The 15,997-nt window shown below is 63.0% G+C and carries 15 protein-coding genes; 1 reads left to right on the top strand and 14 read right to left on the bottom strand.

Features of this window, described 5'->3' with window-relative positions; all coding sequences use genetic code 11:
* Positions 1 to 68: 68 nt before the first annotated feature.
* The 9 genes from nac to XI05_RS23020 all read right to left on the bottom strand — a co-directional run bounded on the left by nac (position 69) and on the right by XI05_RS23020 (position 8,599).
* Positions 69 to 1,010 carry a nitrogen assimilation transcriptional regulator NAC gene (gene nac, locus XI05_RS23060; RefSeq protein WP_271505959.1) on the bottom strand — a complete coding sequence of 314 codons (942 nt, stop codon included), beginning with the start codon at positions 1,008 to 1,010 and terminating at the stop codon, positions 69 to 71.
* Positions 1,011 to 1,132: 122 nt separating this feature from the next.
* Positions 1,133 to 2,341 (bottom strand): aspartate transaminase, encoded by a 1,209-nt coding sequence (locus tag XI05_RS23055; RefSeq protein ID WP_271505952.1) that lies wholly within the window; start codon positions 2,339 to 2,341, stop codon positions 1,133 to 1,135.
* Between the two features lie 57 nt (positions 2,342 to 2,398).
* Positions 2,399 to 3,139, bottom strand: a complete 741-nt coding sequence (locus XI05_RS23050) for a branched-chain amino acid ABC transporter ATP-binding protein (RefSeq protein ID WP_271505949.1) — start codon at positions 3,137 to 3,139, stop codon at positions 2,399 to 2,401.
* Entirely contained in the window at positions 3,132 to 3,902 is a 771-nt protein-coding gene (locus tag XI05_RS23045) for an ABC transporter ATP-binding protein (RefSeq protein ID WP_271505946.1), read from the bottom strand. The genes XI05_RS23050 and XI05_RS23045 overlap by 8 nt, the downstream gene beginning before the upstream one ends.
* A complete protein-coding gene (locus XI05_RS23040) occupies positions 3,899 to 4,903 on the bottom strand; it encodes a branched-chain amino acid ABC transporter permease (protein ID WP_271506397.1) in 1,005 nt (334 codons plus the stop codon). The genes XI05_RS23045 and XI05_RS23040 overlap by 4 nt, the downstream gene beginning before the upstream one ends.
* A gap of 27 nt (positions 4,904 to 4,930) precedes the next feature.
* Positions 4,931 to 5,803, bottom strand: coding sequence for a branched-chain amino acid ABC transporter permease (locus tag XI05_RS23035; RefSeq protein WP_212457035.1), 873 nt, complete (start codon positions 5,801 to 5,803; stop codon positions 4,931 to 4,933).
* Between the two features lie 10 nt (positions 5,804 to 5,813).
* Complete coding sequence (locus XI05_RS23030; protein WP_271505944.1) at positions 5,814 to 7,001, bottom strand: ABC transporter substrate-binding protein; 1,188 nt, start codon at positions 6,999 to 7,001, stop codon at positions 5,814 to 5,816.
* 323 nt (positions 7,002 to 7,324) lie between these two features.
* Complete coding sequence (locus XI05_RS23025) at positions 7,325 to 8,002, bottom strand: lactonase family protein (RefSeq protein ID WP_271505942.1); 678 nt, start codon at positions 8,000 to 8,002, stop codon at positions 7,325 to 7,327.
* Between the two features lie 123 nt (positions 8,003 to 8,125).
* Positions 8,126 to 8,599 (bottom strand): phosphate-starvation-inducible PsiE family protein, encoded by a 474-nt coding sequence (locus tag XI05_RS23020; protein WP_271505940.1) that lies wholly within the window; start codon positions 8,597 to 8,599, stop codon positions 8,126 to 8,128.
* Positions 8,600 to 9,384: 785 nt separating this feature from the next.
* Here XI05_RS23020 and XI05_RS23015 point away from each other — a divergent pair.
* Positions 9,385 to 9,951, top strand: a complete 567-nt coding sequence (locus XI05_RS23015) for an HdeD family acid-resistance protein (RefSeq protein ID WP_271505937.1) — start codon at positions 9,385 to 9,387, stop codon at positions 9,949 to 9,951.
* Between the two features lie 365 nt (positions 9,952 to 10,316).
* Here XI05_RS23015 and XI05_RS23010 read toward each other — a convergent pair whose 3' ends face one another.
* The 5 genes from XI05_RS23010 to XI05_RS22990 form a co-directional block, all read right to left on the bottom strand.
* Complete coding sequence (locus XI05_RS23010) at positions 10,317 to 11,594, bottom strand: HlyD family type I secretion periplasmic adaptor subunit (RefSeq protein WP_442869312.1); 1,278 nt, start codon at positions 11,592 to 11,594, stop codon at positions 10,317 to 10,319.
* A gap of 35 nt (positions 11,595 to 11,629) precedes the next feature.
* Complete coding sequence (locus XI05_RS23005) at positions 11,630 to 11,833, bottom strand: hypothetical protein (RefSeq protein WP_271506430.1); 204 nt, start codon at positions 11,831 to 11,833, stop codon at positions 11,630 to 11,632.
* Positions 11,830 to 13,650, bottom strand: a complete 1,821-nt coding sequence (locus XI05_RS23000; protein ID WP_271505936.1) for a type I secretion system permease/ATPase — start codon at positions 13,648 to 13,650, stop codon at positions 11,830 to 11,832. Before XI05_RS23000 ends, XI05_RS23005 begins: the two co-directional genes overlap by 4 nt.
* A gap of 12 nt (positions 13,651 to 13,662) precedes the next feature.
* The gene (locus tag XI05_RS22995) at positions 13,663 to 14,271 is read right to left on the bottom strand and encodes a hypothetical protein (RefSeq protein ID WP_271505934.1); all 609 of its coding nucleotides are present in this window, start codon (positions 14,269 to 14,271) and stop codon (positions 13,663 to 13,665) included.
* Positions 14,272 to 14,629: 358 nt separating this feature from the next.
* On the bottom strand, positions 14,630 to 15,997 hold a 1,368-nt coding region (locus tag XI05_RS22990; protein WP_271505932.1), incomplete at its 5' end, for a hypothetical protein.

Genomic DNA, 15,997 nt, shown 5'->3' with positions numbered 1-15,997 from the left:
TTGAGAAACCGGCCCGATACAGCCTCCGAGCACGGCTGCACTCGGCTTTTTGATCGAGGGCGTGTTGCTTAGACCGCGCGAATACCCTGCGGATGGCTGCGCATCAGCCTCTCGACCACGGTCAGAAGCACCGAGCGCGTGGCAAGTGCGGGCTCTGACAAGGGCAGATGATCGGAGACGCACAAGGAGACAGTCGCCTCGATGGCGGGGCGCACCAGCCGCCGTACCTCGACGCCCGCAAAACTCGACGCGCTGGCGGCGGCGACCGAGGCCGGCAGGATGGTCGAGCCCAGCCCTTCGGTCACGGCCGCGCCGAGCGCGGAAACAGATTCGATCTCGGAAGCGACGTTCGGCGTCACCCGCGCCCGCGCCAGCGATTGATCGATCAGGCGCCGCAGGAAATGGCCCTGGCTCGGCAGCAGCAGCTTGACATCGGCCAGCGCCGATAGCGGCAGCGGCTCGTTGGCTGGCTTGTCCGCCACCGTCTCGGCGCGCGAGACGAGATACAGTTCCTCGCGAAACAGCGGCTGCAGCTTGACGCCCTTGATCGGGCCGGAGCCGTAGATCATGGCCATGTCCATCTTGCCGGTCATGATCAGCTCGCTCAGCACATGGCCGAAGCTGTCGTTGATGTGGACGATGATCTGCGGATGCAGCGTGGACATCTCCTTCAGGATCGGCAGCGACAGCGTGCTCGACGCCGAATAGGTCGCTAGGCCAATTGACACCCTCCCCGCCAGCGCCTTGGTCGATTGGTCGATGTCGATCTGCGCCTGCTCGATCTGCTTTAGCAGCAATTGCGCATGGCGGTAGAGGATGAGGCCGGCCTCGGTCGGGACGATGCCGTGGTTGCTGCGCAAAAGCAGCTTGTGCTTGAAATGGCTCTCGAGCGCCGCAATCTGCTGGGAAAGCGCCGGCTGCGCCGTGCGCAACAGGCCTGCGGCGCGCGAAACGCTGCCAGCATCGACGACCTTGACGAAGCTCTTCAGCTTCCTGAAATCGACGCTCATGTATGTCGGATACCAGCTCTGTGACTATGTTCTCGAGCGGAACTATCCTTTATCTACCCCATTGATTTCAATGAGATTCTTTTCACGCAGCCAAGCTTTCCCGCCCTGCGTCCGGACTTCGCTCAGCGAAGCGCGCGACAGGCCTTCTCGATGCGGTCGCAGGCCTCCTTGATCGCCTCCATCGAGGTCGCAATCGACAGACGAAAATACGGCGACAGGCCATAGGCCGCGCCCTGCACGGTGGCGACGCCGACGCCGTCGAGCAGATAGAGCACGAAGTCGAGATCGTTCTCGATCACCTTGCCCTCCGGTGTGGTCTTGCCGATCACGCCGGCGCAGCCGGGATAGAGGTAGAAAGCACCATCAGGCACAAGGCACGACAGGCCCGGGATGGCGTTGAGCCGCGCACAGGCATAGTCGCGGCGTTCCTTGTAGAGCTTGACGCTGTCGCGCACGAAGGCCTGGTCGTTGGTCAGCGCATGGGCCGCCGCCGCCTGGCTGATCGACGACGGACAGGACGACATCTGCGATTGCAGCTTGTTTATCGCCGAGACCAGCGGCGCAGGGCCTGCGGCATAACCGATCCGCCATCCGGTCATGGCGTAGGTCTTGGACACGCCGTTGGTGAGCAGGATGCGGTCCTTCAAGGCGGGCACCGCCGCGGCGAGCGTCGTGGCAGGTTCGTCGCGATACCAGATCTGGTCGTAGATATCGTCCGACAGCACGAGGACGTTGGGATGGCGCAGCAGCACGGCGCCGAGCGCTTCGAGATCGCTGCGCGAATAGGCGGCGCCGGTCGGGTTCGACGGCGCGTTGAGGATCAGCCAGCGCGTCTTCGGCGTGATCGCGGCTTCCAGCGCCTCCGCCGTTAGCTTGAAGCCCTGGTTCTCCGAGCAGCGGACGATGACCGGCTTGCCGTCATTGGCGATCACCATGTCGGGATAGGACACCCAATAGGGCGCGGGAATGATCACCTCCGCCCCCTCCTCCACGCTGGCCATCAGCGCCAGGAACAGGATCTGCTTGGCGCCGCCGCCGACGCAGATCTCGTTGTCGGAATATTCGAGGCCAAGGCGCCGCTTGTAGTCGGCGATAATACCTTTCCGGAGCGCGACGGTGCCGTTGACGGCGGTGTATTTCGTCTCGCCGCGATCGATCGCCGCATGTGCCGCCGCCTTGATGTCATCGGGCGTGTCAAAATCAGGCTCGCCGATTGCCATGTCGACGATGTCGCGGCCGGCAGCCTTCAGTTCGCGCACGCGGGCGGAGGCCGCCGTGGTCGGAGATATCTTGATGCGCGAGACGCGCGCGGCCGGCACGAAGATCGTCACTGTGGTTGTCCTTTGCGTTGCAAATGATGGTCGCGCCCGCCGAGCGAGCGCTCCAGGTCAATGTTCGACGTCGGTCTCACCGCGCATGCGGCCGGTGAGGAAGAGCTCGCCGAGCTCGTCATGGGTGATATCGGCGGGACGGCCGTCCCAGATCACCTTGCCGAGTCGCAGGATGACGGCGCGATGCGCGACCTGCATGGCCTTCTTGGTGTTCTGCTCGACCAGCAGGATGGTTTGGCCAGCGGCGTTGATGCGCGCGAGCTCGTCGAACACGATGCCGATTGCGGTCGGTGACAGCCCGACGGAGGGCTCGTCGACCAACAGGATTTTTGGCCGCTGCAAGACCGCCATCGCGACCTCGAGCAGCTGCTGCTCGCCGCCGGACATATTGCCGGCAAGCGTGTTGCGCCGTGTCTTTAGGATCGGGAAGAGATCGTAGACATAGTCGCGTTCCGCCTTCACCCTGCTGTCGCGCAGCGTATAGGCGGCCATCTGCAAATTCTCGTCGACCGTCATGACTGGAAAATTGCAGCGGCCCTGCGGCACCCAGGAGATGCCCTCGGCCAGGATCGCGCGTGACTTGAGGGAGGAGATATCCTTACCCTGCCAGTTGATGCTGCCGCCCTTGACGGTGGTCATGCCGTAGAGCGTCTTGAGCAGTGTCGACTTGCCGGCGCCGTTCGGTCCCATGAGTGCGACGAACTGCCCCTGTGGTACGTCGAGATCGACGCCGTTGAGGATATCGAGCGAGCCGTAGCCGGCGCGCAGCCCCTTGATGGAGAGAGAGGTTTCAGCCACCGAGATAAGCCTCCCGTACCGCCTGGTTTTGCACGATCTCGTCGGGTGTTCCCTCCGCGAGCTTGCGTCCCTGGTCGAGCACCACCACCCGCTTGCACAGGCTCGTGACCACGTCGATGTTGTGCTCGATGATCAGGAAGCTGACGCCGAACGAGGTGTTGGCAAGACGAATGCTGTCCACCACTCTTTCGATCAGTTTCGGGTTGATGCCGGCCATGGGCTCGTCGAGCAGGATGAGCTTTGGCTCCGGCATTAGCATCGAGGCGAATTGGATCAGTTTCTGCTGGCCGCCGGAGAGTTTTCCGGCGGGCTGGAAACGCACGTCCCAGAGGCCCGCGATCTTAATCAGCCCGCGCGCCCGTTCCCTCAGCGCCGCCACGCGATTGCGGGCGGCCGCGCCGATCCCGAAGGTCGACCAGATCCCGGGAAACGTGAACATCTGGCCGGCGATGACGAGGTTCTCCTCGATGTCGAGCGCGGAGAACACCACCGTCTTCTGAAACGAGCGCAGCATGCGTCCTTCCCGGGCGATGTCATTCAGCGACCAGCCGGTAATGTCCTGCCCGTCGAGCTTCACCGCGCCCGCGCTCGGTTTCGCGAGCCCGGTCACGCAATCGAAGAAGGTGGACTTTCCGGAGCCGTTAGGGCCGATCAGGCCGCAGATCTCGCCCCGTTCGACATGCAGGTCGACACCATCGACCGCGCGCACTGCGCCATAGGATTTGCAGAGGCCGGAGATATCGAGGATCGGCAGCCCGCTCATTTGCACTTCTCCAGGAATGACCAGAGGCGGCCGATCAGCGGCGCGAACCCGCTCGGGAACCAGAACACCAGCCCGAGCAGGAAGAAGCCGTAGGCAATCATGCGCAGCTCCGGCGCGACCCGCAGCGCTTCGGTGAGGCCGACGAACAGCAGGCTTCCGAAGATGACGCCCGAGATGGTCCCCGCCCCGCCGCCGAGCACGATGATCAACATCGTCGTCGAGTAGTACATCTGGAAGGTCAGTGGGCTGACGACCGTTAAATAATGCGCATAGAGACTGCCGCCGAGCCCGGCGAAGGCGGCGCTGATCATGAAGACGACGAGCTTGTAGTGCCAGGTCGGGATGCCGACGGATTCGGCCAGCGTCTCGTTCTCGCGAATGGCGATCATGTTGCGGCCCGCAGGCGATCGCACGATCAGATAGACAGCGAGCGTTGCAAGCGCCGCGATGGCGAGCACCAGGTAGTAGAAGCCGACGGTGCCGGAGACCGTGAACGAAGCCGGCCCCAGCGCGAAGTAAGGCTTTGGGATCGCCGCCAGCCCCATGTCGCCGCGCGTCAGGCTGATCCAATTTTTGGCGATCGCCTGCCCGATGATCACGAAACCAAGTGTACACATCACGAACGACGTCGCGCGCAGCCGCAGGGCGGGAATTCCGAGCGGCAGCGCAATCGCGCCGGTCACGACGCCGGCGGCAAGGAAGTTCAGATAGAATGGCGTGCCGAAGTGCACGGCGAGCAGCGCCGAAACATAAGCACCGATGCCGAAGAACGCCGCCTGCGCCAGCGAGAGTAGACCGGTGTAGCCGAGCAGCAGATTGAGCCCATGGGCCGGCAACAGGAAGATCAGCGCGATGATGATCGCATGCAGCGGATAGTTGCCGAGGAACAGTGGTGCGATGCAAGCCAGCGCGATCAGCGCGAGACCGAAGGGAGCACGAAGATCCCTGCCCGTCGTCGCAGCTGGGCTCTTGGCTTGTGTCACGGTCTGGTCTCGAGCGATCTCGGTCAAGGTGTCACATCCCTGCGATCAGAAGCGCGCCTGCGCGGAGAACAGCCCATGCGGGCGCCACATCAAAACCAGCATCAACGTCGCAAAGCCCACGGTGTCGCGGAACTGCAGGCCGACATAGGTGGCAACCAGGCTCTCGGCGATGCCGAGGATCATCGCCGCGACGAAGGTGCCGCGGACGTTGCCGAGCCCGCCCATGATGATGATCGGCAACGTCTTGAAGGTGATGAGCTCTCCCATGCCGCCGTAGACGCTGACGTTCACCGGCGCGGTCAGCACGCCTGACAGCGCCGCAAGACCAGCGCCGAGGATGAAGGTCCAAAGCGCGATATGGCGAACGTCGATGCCGACCACGGCGCAGCACTCGATGTTCTGCGACACCGCGCGCATCGCCTTGCCCATCCGGCTGTAGGTGACCATCAGCTCGAGCCCGACGAACACGATGAGGCCGACGATGATGATCAGTATGCGCTGCTCGGCCAGCGTGAAGCCGAACAGCGTCACCGGCTCGATGTAGCCGCCAGAGAAGAACTTGTAGCTACCGCCGAACACGAGGATGACCGTATTCTGCAGGATCAACGCGACGCCAAGCGTTGCCAGCACGCCGGCTTCGGCCGGCGCCCCCACGATCCGCTGCATCACGAAATTGCCGACGACGACGGCAATGACCGCCGTCGCCACCACGCCGATCACGATCGCCACCGGATAGGGCAGGTCGAAATACTCGATGGCGAACCAGGCGCCGAAGGTGCCGAGCATATAGTATTCGCCATGGGCGAAGTTGATGGCGCGCAGCACGCCGAAAATCATCGTCATGCCGACGGCAACGATCGCATACACCGATCCGGATACGATGCCGTTAACGACCTGCTCGATGATCGTGTAGAACATGTGCTGCCGCCTATTTGGGATAGTCGATCTCGGCGGAATAGGCGCCCTTGATGGCAGGCTTGCCGTTCTCGATCTCGAGCAGAATCATCGGCAGCCGCGCCTGATTGTGATCGTCGAAGGTCACTTCGCCGACTGCACTTGCATAGTGGATCTTGGAGAGTGCGGCGCGGACCTTCTCACGATCGATGCTCTGAGCTTGCTCGATCGCCTTGGCAAGAAGATGCGTCGTCTCCCAGTGCACATAGGCGTGGTTGTTCGGCGCCTCTCGATACTCGGCAGTGAACTTCTCGACGAAGGCCTTGCTCTTCTCCGAGTCATAGGCCGGCAGCCAGGCCGCCGCCTCGATCGCGCCTTCCATTGCCTTCGGCGCCGCCTTGATGGTGCTCGCGGTATTGAACTCGGCATTGCCGATCAACGGGATCTTGCCGGCGATCCCGACCTCCATCATCTGACGTCCGACGATCGGCGAAGAATCGGCGTTGCCGTACATGATGATGGCCTGGGCGCCGGAGTCGCGAATCTTCGAGAGCACGCTGCGGAAGTCCACCTCGCCTTCCTTGTAATAGTCTTCCGTCAGGATCTGGCTCTTGAAGCGCGGCAGGTACTTCTTGGTAAACTCGATGGCCGCGCGCCCGTAGTCGCTGTCGACCGAGAGCACGGCGTATTTGGTAAAGCCCTTCTTCTCGGCGGCGTATTGCAGCACGATCAATGCGCGGTTCTCATCGGTCGGATAGTTGCGATAGGTCCATTTGAAGCCGCCGACACCCGCCTTGTAGGTGATCTTCGGGTTCGACGAGGCGGCATTGAGGAGCAGCACGCCGGCATCTTCGGCAACCGGCTGCATCGCCAGCGTCACCGAGCTCGAGACGTCGCCGATGATGAAATCGACCTGGTCCTGGTCGATCAGCCGCCGGGTCGCCGAGACGCCCTCGACCGGCGTCCCCTGGCTGTCACCGGCCAGAATGTTGATCTTGCGCCCACCGATACCGCCGGCGCCGTTGATCTCCTTCGCCGCCATTTGGGCACCGCGCAGCGAGAAGGCACCGTAGCGGGCATTCGGCCCGCTCATCGGCGCGACAAGACCGAGCCTGACCGTCCCGTCTTCGCTTCGCGCCGCGAAGGCGCTGGAGGAAACCGTCTGGAGTCCTATCAGGGCAGTTCCGATGCAAATTCCCCGTCGGCTCAACTCGATCGTCATTTGCCCGCTCCGTTGCTGCTACAAAATGCTGCGCCCGCGAACCTCGCCACTTCCGTGGTCTTGCCCTTGGAATTTTTTGCTGCGGCCGACGGTAAAAAAATGATTTACGTTTGATGACAGGGGAAGCACGACTGTCCTCTGCCGCCATAGCGAATTCTTATGGCGGGCGCGAGATGCGACTTCGCGACGGGACGGAGCTTAGCCCCGGCGATGGCTCACCGCTAATTGTCCACGCTCTATCGTCTGATGGTTCACAGCCGCCATGAAACGCGGCGATCCGACGCGGGATCGGTGGCGCCGCTCCGATTCACGGATCGGCGGCTTCACGCTATCCTGAACAGGATGCAGACCGGGCTTCCGACGCGCACGACCTCGCTGGTTGCGCTGAGGGCGCCATTGGCCGCATCCCGCCTGAAGGCGATCAGGGTGTCGCTGTCTTCATTGGCCGCGAACAGGAACGTATCAGACGGGCCGAGCGCGAAGAAGCGCGGGGTCTTGCCGCCGCTCGGCATCCAGCTCGCGGGAGACAGTCTGCCGGTCGTGGGATCCATTGCAAAGACGGCGATGCTGTCGTTGCCGCGGTTGGAGGCGTAGACGAATCGTCCGTCCGTCGAGACGGCGATCTCCGCCGCGCGGCTGTTGCCCGTGAATGCATCGGGAACAGCCGACAGCATCTGGAACGGCTGGAGAGCACCATCGGCCGGATCGAAGCGATAGGCCGTCACCGTAGAATCCAGCTCATCGACGACGTAGGCGAGCTGGCCTGCCGGATGGAACGCCACATGTCGCGGGCCGGCACCCTCGCGCGCCTGTGCTGGCTTGCCGGCCTGCACCAGCTTTCCCGTCTCGGCATCAGTTTTAAGATGACGGCATGTTCGATCTTCTTCCCTTTGGGATCCGCGAGCTTCGGATATCCTCTGTCCTGGACCTCTAACTTGTAAGGCCCCATAAAGGTGACTGCACGTTGGTTGCGGCCATGGCTCGCTCCTCAGATGATCCACTTAAAAGCAGTGGCGCTACTCTTTCGTTCACGAAGATGAGCGCCCCAGAGGAACGGCGCCTTGGCAAACGTCAATCTTGCGCGCGGTTCGTTTGGCCCCCTAGTGCCAACGTGGCTCTTTCCTCTAGGCTGCTTCTTCCTGTCGGCAATCGCTTGCGCGTATCAGCCAATACACCACACCCAGCGCGAGGATAACGGTCGCAAGTGCCAGCGTGTGAACGGCATCCGTTTCGTTCAGATCCAGAATGATGATCTTTCGACAGACGGCAAGCAGCGCGATCAGGACCACGGAGCGGATCTGCACCACTGCCTCTCGACGTTCGGCCACCACCAACAGGGACTTCTTGAACTCCAACGCAATGATCACGGTAAAGATCATGCCGAAAACCGCCTGGAACACCTCGAAATCAGACGGATCCAGACTGCCTGTCAGCACCAACCCGAACAGTATCTTCAGGCTCAGTGTCCAGACCGCCGCGACCACCACGATCGCAATCAGGAACGTCAGGAAGAGCACCACAGCGCGCTCAAACCACTGATAAAGCGAAGCCACCCTGACCTCGCTCTTTGTCTCCTGGAATTCATCCATACTCGACATAACGCCCTCTTCCTTTGGCCTGACGCGCGTTGTCAGCGGTCAGCCGAAATCTCACGGGACCATATAGGCGAGGATATTCTTCTGCCTTGACTGCTGTCAGCAAGGTCCGTCGCACGCGGCGCCGCGCTCTTCAATTTTACTGCGATCCAATTGAGAACTATCAATGCACCGCCCCTTGGCGTTTGCGATGATCCAAAGAGCGATGTGTCCCACCATCGCTGCCCTTCCCGGGCGTCCTCCCTTGACTTGGACCGTCAGCACACAACTGCGCGGTCCTTTCTTTTTCCACGCGAATGAGAAATCAGGGCATCGCCGGCGAGGACCCGCGAATGCTTGTGGTCAAAGATAGAAACCCTGCCAATAGTCCACGGCACGTGTTGCAAGAACTCGCTCGCCTCTATGAAGGGTGCCCCGGGTCCAAATTGTAGAGCGGCGTCTTCTTGGCGCGTTGCGGCGTCATCTTGGCGGGGTCTGGCGCTCCGGGAACGCCGCGCGGCCCCAACAGGTCGCGTTGCATGTCATCTTCGGACTTCTCGGGTTCAACCCCGTTGATGGGACGCTCTTTTGGCACGCTCTTCTCCTTGCCTTGGCACAAAGTGCTCGGCGCTCCCGGTTTATCATGCTGCTCGCGAAGCGCCGATTTTGCGATTTAGGGGGACTACCTAAGGCCTCCGCCTTTCGATTGTTTCGCAGCGAGCAAGCTTGATAGCTGTCAAGGCACGTCGCGGCGTCAGGTCGCTACTATGTCCGGACCCTGGAACCGACGGCTATTCTTGGAGCTAGACATGACCAGCACGACCGTCAACAGCAACGCTGACTTTAACATCGACTCTGCCTCCACGATGCTTGCCAAAAATTGGTGGCTGTTCCTCCTGCGGGGCATCTTCGGAATCATCTTCGGGCTGCTCGCTTTTCTCTTCCCAGGGCCCACCATGCTATCGCTGGTGTTGTTGTTCTCGGCCTACATGTTGGTCGACGGCGTAGCGGGAATCATTTCCGCCGTTCGTGCGATGCGACGGAAGGATGAATGGGGACTGTTGATATTTGAAGGCCTCCTGAATATCGCCGTCGGCGTTGCTGCCTTTATCTGGCCTGGCCTGACGGTACTTGCCTTTGTCTTTATGGTCGCCGCCTGGGCGATTATCTCAGGCGCGCTGATGATGGCTGCCGGATTTCGCCTCAAGCTTGATCATGGCCGCTGGATTTCGATGATGGACGGCAGATTCCGCTCTTTCGCATCATTGAGCTGCATCGAGAGGATTTGGTTCGAGCATTCTCTTGAAACCGCAACCGCACGCGCTGAAAGGGCCGTAGCTCCATCCCGCGGCCTAGCGCAGGAAATGGGCATGTGAGCGGCACTCAATTCCGAGGCAACCCTTCTCCTGCGCAGAACTGGTGAGCGGATGAAGGGCCGCTCCCAACGACAGCAAAAGCACAAGTGAGCTAGTCCGACGCATTCATTGGCCCCGCTGACCGGTCGTGGTAATGGGCTATTAGCCGATCGGCTGGTACCGCAAGAGTCACCTTGGTCCGTCCATTCGCAGAAGCGAAGCGCTTTCCGCTTTGGCTGGCCCAAGACGCCCTTGGACCTGGTCTCCTGCCGCCACGAAAGAGCGTGAGAAGGGCTGAGCCACGTAGCGCGGTCTTAGCAAGCCTTAGAGGCTTGAGCTCACCGTACTACGCGAGTGCTCAGGATTTGAGGTTCAGAATGCTCGCTTCAGGTTTCGCGGAACGCGCGGGAGAAGCTGTCGAGGATAGGCTTCATGATGTACTCGAAAAACGTACGCTCTCCGGTCTTGATGTAAACGTCCGCCGGCATCCCGGGCATGGGGATAAATTCAGGCATTCGCCTGAGAATTTCGTCCTGGTCCAGGCGCACCCGAACGACATAGAATTCCCGACGCGTGTCACCATCAAGGCGGGTTCCGGTCTTCCCCTGCACTTGCTCCGCCAAGGCGTCCGCTGACACGTAGATGACGCTCGCCGCGACCATGGGCGTAATTCGCTGGTTGAGTGCCGACAGCCGCACCAGCGCCTCCTGGCCTACGCTCACATGCGAAATGTCCTTGGGATTCACATGTGCCTCGATGATGCGCTCGTCGCCGATCGGCAGGAGCTCAAGGATAACCGCACCAGGAGAGACGACGCCGCCCGGTGTGTGGAAGTTGTTTTTCACCACAATACCCCGGACCGGTGAACGGACATCAACCCGATCGACCACATCCTGAGCGGCGCGAATCTGCTCCTCCCCGTCGTCCAGCTCCGCCTCGGTCTCTCGCAACTCCTTGATCGCGTCCCGAAGCGTCGTCGCGTGGAGCTGCACTATTCTTTCGTTCGCCTGAGCGATCCGCTCCTTAGAATCTGCGATGCGGCCGAGATACTCGCCGAGGTCGCCCCCAAGACCCGCCTCTGAGCGTCGCAACGCTAGTACATCCGACTTGCGTACCAATTGCTGGCCAAGAAGCGAATTCTTGTCCTTCAGCTCTTCTGCGAACAAGGAAATACGCTCTTTAGTCGACTGAACTTGCGCCTGATATCCGCGGATGCTTTCCTCGAGCCCGGCGATTTGCTTCAAGAGTACGGTTTCCTCGGTCACCCGACTAGCCCGGCGCGCCTGAAGCTCGGCACGTTGCCGCTCAAGAATCGCTCTGATTTCTGGATCACGAGCGTTCTCTCTGAATTCGGCCGGAATTTCGATTGAATCCGAAGAGCTGATTTCGGCTTCGAGACGCGCCTTCATGGCAAGCAGCCGATACTTCTTCAGTACGAGCCGTTTAAGCTTGGCGTTGGCAGGGGTATCGTCCATGCGAAGGAGGACCTGGTTGGCCTCGACGACATCGCCGTCCTTGACCGCAATCTCGCGGATGATGCCGCCCTCGAAGTGCTGGACCAACTTATTCTGCCCGGTAGCCACGAAGGTGCCCGAGGCGACAACCGCACTGTTAAGTGGGGCGACTGCGGCCCAAACGCCGAAACACCCGAGCCAAACAACCAGGATGGCGAGGCCGGTGAAGATGGGCCATTTGGCGCTCAGCGGAACACCGAGACCCCCCCCCCCCCCCCCCCCCCCCCCCCCCCCCCCCCCCCCCCCCCCCCCCCCCCCCCCCCCCCCCCCCCCCCCCCCCCCCCCCCCCCCCCCCCCCCCCCCCCCCCCCCCCCCCCCCCCCCCCCCCCCCCCCCCCCCCCCCCCCCCCCCCCCCCCCCCCCCCCCCCCCCCCCTCCCGCGCTGGTCACCCGCCCGAGGATTCGATGCGTTGCGGCTGCTCCGGCTCATCACCGCCGGCCCTGCCGGGCGACCGAACCAGGCGATGCAACACCTCGCTCGGAGAGCCGAATGCTTCCGCGCGTCCAGCCCGCAGTATGAGCACTTTGTCCACACTGTTCAGTAGCGCGGGGCGCAGGGTTACGACCACCGCCGTGACCCCCCGCCTCTTGGCGCGCTGCAGAGTCTCGGTCAGAGCCTGCTCGCCCGCCGCGTCGAGATTCGAGTTGGGCTCGTCGAGCACGACAAGCGACGGATTACCGAAGAAAGCCCGGGCGAGCGCGATGCGCTGCTTCTGTCCTCCCGAGAGCGGCCCGCCACTGCGGTCGAGCACGGTTTCGTACCCTTGCTTCAGCTGGCAGACCATGTCGTGAATTCCCGACAACTTCGCCGCCTCATAGATGCTTTCGTCGGGCAAATCGTCGCGCATGCGGCAGATGTTCTGCTTGATGGTACCGGGAAATAGCTCGACCTCCTGGGGCAAGTAGCCGGTATATTCCCCGAACTGGCGGCGATCCCAGTTGCGCAGCTCCGTTCCGTCCAGCCTGACCTTGCCGGCTGTCGGCACCAGACATCCCACCAGAATGCGCGCGAGAGTCGACTTGCCCGATCCGGAAGGTCCGACAATGGCCAAAGACTCTCCGGGCGCGAGTTCGAGCGACACACCATTGAGTACCGGCTCCTTCGAGCCGGGCGGAAGATACAAGACCCGATCAACGCTCAGGCGCCCTTGCGGTCTTGGCAAGCGCAGCTTGGGCGCCTCGCGCTGGAATGACTCGACCGCCTGCTTGACGCGGGCATAGGCCGATCGCGCCTGCACGCAGCTGCGCCATCCCTCAATCAAACCCTCGAGCGGCTGCAGGGCGCGGCCGACAATGATCGAAGCTGCGATCATCATGCCGCCCGTGATCTCGGCGTGGAGGGCAAGATAGGCCCCGGTGCCGAGGATCGCGATCTGGGCCACGAGCCGGACGAACTTCGACGCACCGCTGATCCAGAAGTTTCGGTCAAGGGCCTGGCTCTGTACCGTCAGCGCCGGCGCCTGCCGGCGCCCCCAGTGGAGAATGCTTTCGCTCAGCATTCCCATCGCATTGATCACCTGCGAATTTCGCGCCAGCGACTCGGCCGCCGCATCGGCCTCGGCGGCATGAAGGCCTGCCTCGCTCAGACGATCCGAGGTCGCTTTCTGGTTGATCAGCGCGATCAATGCTAGGACCAAGCCCGACACGACTGCGATCCAGCCCAGATGTGGGTGAACGAGGAATATGACTGCGAAGTAGAGGGGTGAGAGTGGCGCGTCCATCAGCAGAAGCATGATAGGGCTCGAGATGAAGCCCCGCACCTGGTGAAGGCTGCGGATCGCCTGGATGGTTCCGCCCTCGCCGGCCCTGGCGTTGTTGATGCTGCTCGCCAGCACTGCGCCGCCAAGCACCGCCTCCATCTTGGTCGCAAGACGCCCCAGCACCTGCCGACGCAGAATGTCCATGATCGAGAGGATACCGATGAACGTCAGCGCGAGAGCCGAGAGCATCAGCAACGTCTCGAGACTACGGCTCGTCAGCACGCGATCGGATATTTGAAAAAGGTAGATCGGCAACGTAAGCATCAGCAGATTCACAACGACCGAAAATGCTGCGACCGCTATCAGGTTGGTGCGGACGACCGAACGCCAGGCGGCCAGCGCGTTGACAGGTCCGACATAGTCACGGGCCTCGCCGCCGGGTGCGACGCGAATTTGGGCTCCGGAGTGCTTGCGCGGCGGATCGTCCAGTGTCTCGACAGCTGCCATGTTTGCCTCCTACTAGAGGATGGCATCATGAGTTCCAACGTGATCGATCGCAGTATTATCCACGATGTCGGGAGGCGGCGGCGCCGCTTTTTGGACATCGGCAGCCACCGGCGTGGAAATGTCTTGAGGCGATGCGGCGTCCGCCTGAGACACGGCAGTCTGGGGGGGCGCGATGTCGCTGCTGAGCGTGACACCATAGTCCGTATACTGCGTTCCGTTGAACAGCGGATCTGCCGGAGGCGGTGGCGCATCGTTCAATGCTATCACATCGCTCGCGACGGCGGTCGTCGCCGCGGCATTCGATGTGTCCGTCACGACGTTCTCCGGGGCAGTGGTGGCGGATCCCGAACTCTCGATCGGTGCGTCAGCGGTGGCCAGCGCAAGAAGCGTGTCGGCCGATGATCCAGGAGTTGGAGCGCTGCTGGTGTCCGGCACGGCCGGCCCTAACAGTTCGGTCGCAGGGTTGTTGAGCGAGTCTCCGGCGCTGGTGAGCACCGGCTGGCTCGTGTCAGCAACCGGCGCCGCACTCGCCACAGCATCGCCAGCCACACTGCCCGTGTCGGCCGGTTGCGACACATCGCCGGCCTGATCGGTCAGAGCCGCAGCTGTTGTGGTGAGCACGGGCTCGCTCGTGTCAGCGACCGGCGCCGGACTCGCCAGAGCGTTGCCAGCCACACTCGCAGTGTCGTCCGGTTGCGAGAGCTGGCCCGGCGGATCGGTCGGAGCGGCAGCTATTGTGGTGAGCGCCGGCGCGCTCGCTCGCTCGTGTCAGCGACCGGCGCCGGACTCGCCAGAGCGTTGCCAGCCACACTCGCAGTGTCGGCCGGTTGCGAGAGCTCGCCCGGCGGATCGGTCGGAGCGGCAGCTATTGTGGTGAGCACGGGCTCGCTCGTGTCAGCGACCGGCGCCGGACTCGCCAGAGCATCGCCAGCCACATTGCCCGTGTCGGCCGGTTGCGACACGTCGCCGGTTGGATCGGTCAGAGCCACAGTTGTTGTGGTGAGCACGGGCTCGCTCGTGTCAGCGACCGGCGCCGCACTCGCCAGAGCGTTGCCAGCCACACTCGCAGTGTCGGCCGGACCCCCCCCCCCCCCCCCCCCCCCCCCCCCCCCTGCGAGAGCTCGCCCGGCGGATCGGTCGGAGCGGCAGCTATTGTGGTGAGCACGGGCTCGCTCGTGTCAGCGACCGGCGCCGCACTCGCCAAAGCATCGCCAGCCACATCGGTGGGCTGTGATACGTCACCAGGCGCACGGTTAGCAGTGGTCAGTGCCGACTCTGCGATCTCAAGGAGTGGTGCTGAACTATCAAGGGTGTGAGTTCCCGTGCTGTCCGATGCAACCGTTTGCGACAAGGCAATCGACTGAGTGTCTGGACCTGTCGTCTGGCTAACCACTTCGTTGCTTACCGTGCTCACGATGTCAGTGGCCGTCGCGAGTATCGGCGGCATCGCCGCCGCGACCGGCGCAATTGTTCCAACCACGTCCTCGGGCAGCGTGCCCGCGGCGTCGGCCGAGGTCGTGAGCGTCGGCTGCGCCGCCTCGACCGGCCCAATTGCGCCAATCACGTCGTTAGGTAGCGTGCTTACGGTATCAGTCGCCGTGGCCGGTGCCGGCATCACCGCCGCCTCAACTGGCACAATCGTACCAACCACGTCGTTGGGCAGCGTGCCCGCAGTGTCGGCCAGACTCGGTAGTGTCGGCTGCGCCGCCGCCTCGACGGGCGCAATCGCGCCAATCACCTCGTTGGGTAACGTGCTGACGGTGTCGGCCGCCGTGGCCAGTGCCGGCATCACCGCCGCCTCGACCGGCGCGATCGCGCCAACCACCTCGTTGGGCAGCGTGTTGACGGTGTCGGTCGCCGTCGCGAGCGCCGGCATCACTGCCGCCTCGACCGGCGCGATCGCGCCAACCACGTCGTTGGGCAGCGCGCCGACGGTGTCGGTCGCCGTCGCGAGTGCCGGCATCACCGCCGCCTCGACCGGCGCGATCGCGCCAACCACCTCGTTGGGCAGCGCGCCGACGGTGTCGGTCGCCGTAGTGAGCGCCGGCATCACCGCCGCCTCGACCGGCGCGATTACGCCAATCACCTCGTTGGGCAGCGCGCCGACGGTGTCGGTCGCCGTAGTGAGCGCCGGCATCACCGCCGCCTCGACCGGCGCGATTACGCCAATCACCTCGTTGGGCAGCGCGCCGACGGTGTCGGTCGCCGTAGTGAGCGCCGGCATCACCGCCGCCTCGACCGGCGCGATCACGCCAATCACCTCGTTGGGCAGGGTGCTGACGGTGTCGGTCGCCGTAGTGAGCGCCGGCATCACCGCCGCCTCGACCGGCGCGATCGCGCCAACCAC

It is taken from the genome of Bradyrhizobium sp. CCBAU 11357 (assembly GCF_028128865.1).
In the GTDB taxonomy this organism is placed as follows: Bacteria; Pseudomonadota; Alphaproteobacteria; order Rhizobiales; family Xanthobacteraceae; genus Bradyrhizobium.
The sequence above is the reverse complement of the archived record's forward strand: the minus strand, read 5'-3'. Positions and strand labels throughout refer to the sequence as shown.

Bases quoted from the DNA above. Each gene is read 5' to 3' on its own strand.
- XI05_RS23020 (WP_271505940.1), bottom strand. From the start codon at position 8,599: ATGTCGAGTATGGATGAATTCCAGGAGACAAAGAGCGAGGTCAGGGTG.
- XI05_RS23030 (WP_271505944.1), bottom strand. From the start codon at position 7,001: ATGACGATCGAGTTGAGCCGACGGGGAATTTGCATCGGAACTGCCCTG.
- XI05_RS23015 (WP_271505937.1), top strand. From the start codon at position 9,385: ATGACCAGCACGACCGTCAACAGCAACGCTGACTTTAACATCGACTCT.
- XI05_RS23035 (WP_212457035.1), bottom strand. From the start codon at position 5,803: ATGTTCTACACGATCATCGAGCAGGTCGTTAACGGCATCGTATCCGGA.
- XI05_RS23045 (WP_271505946.1), bottom strand. From the start codon at position 3,902: ATGAGCGGGCTGCCGATCCTCGATATCTCCGGCCTCTGCAAATCCTAT.
- XI05_RS23000 (WP_271505936.1), bottom strand. From the start codon at position 13,650: ATGGCAGCTGTCGAGACACTGGACGATCCGCCGCGCAAGCACTCCGGA.
- nac (WP_271505959.1), bottom strand. From the start codon at position 1,010: ATGAGCGTCGATTTCAGGAAGCTGAAGAGCTTCGTCAAGGTCGTCGAT.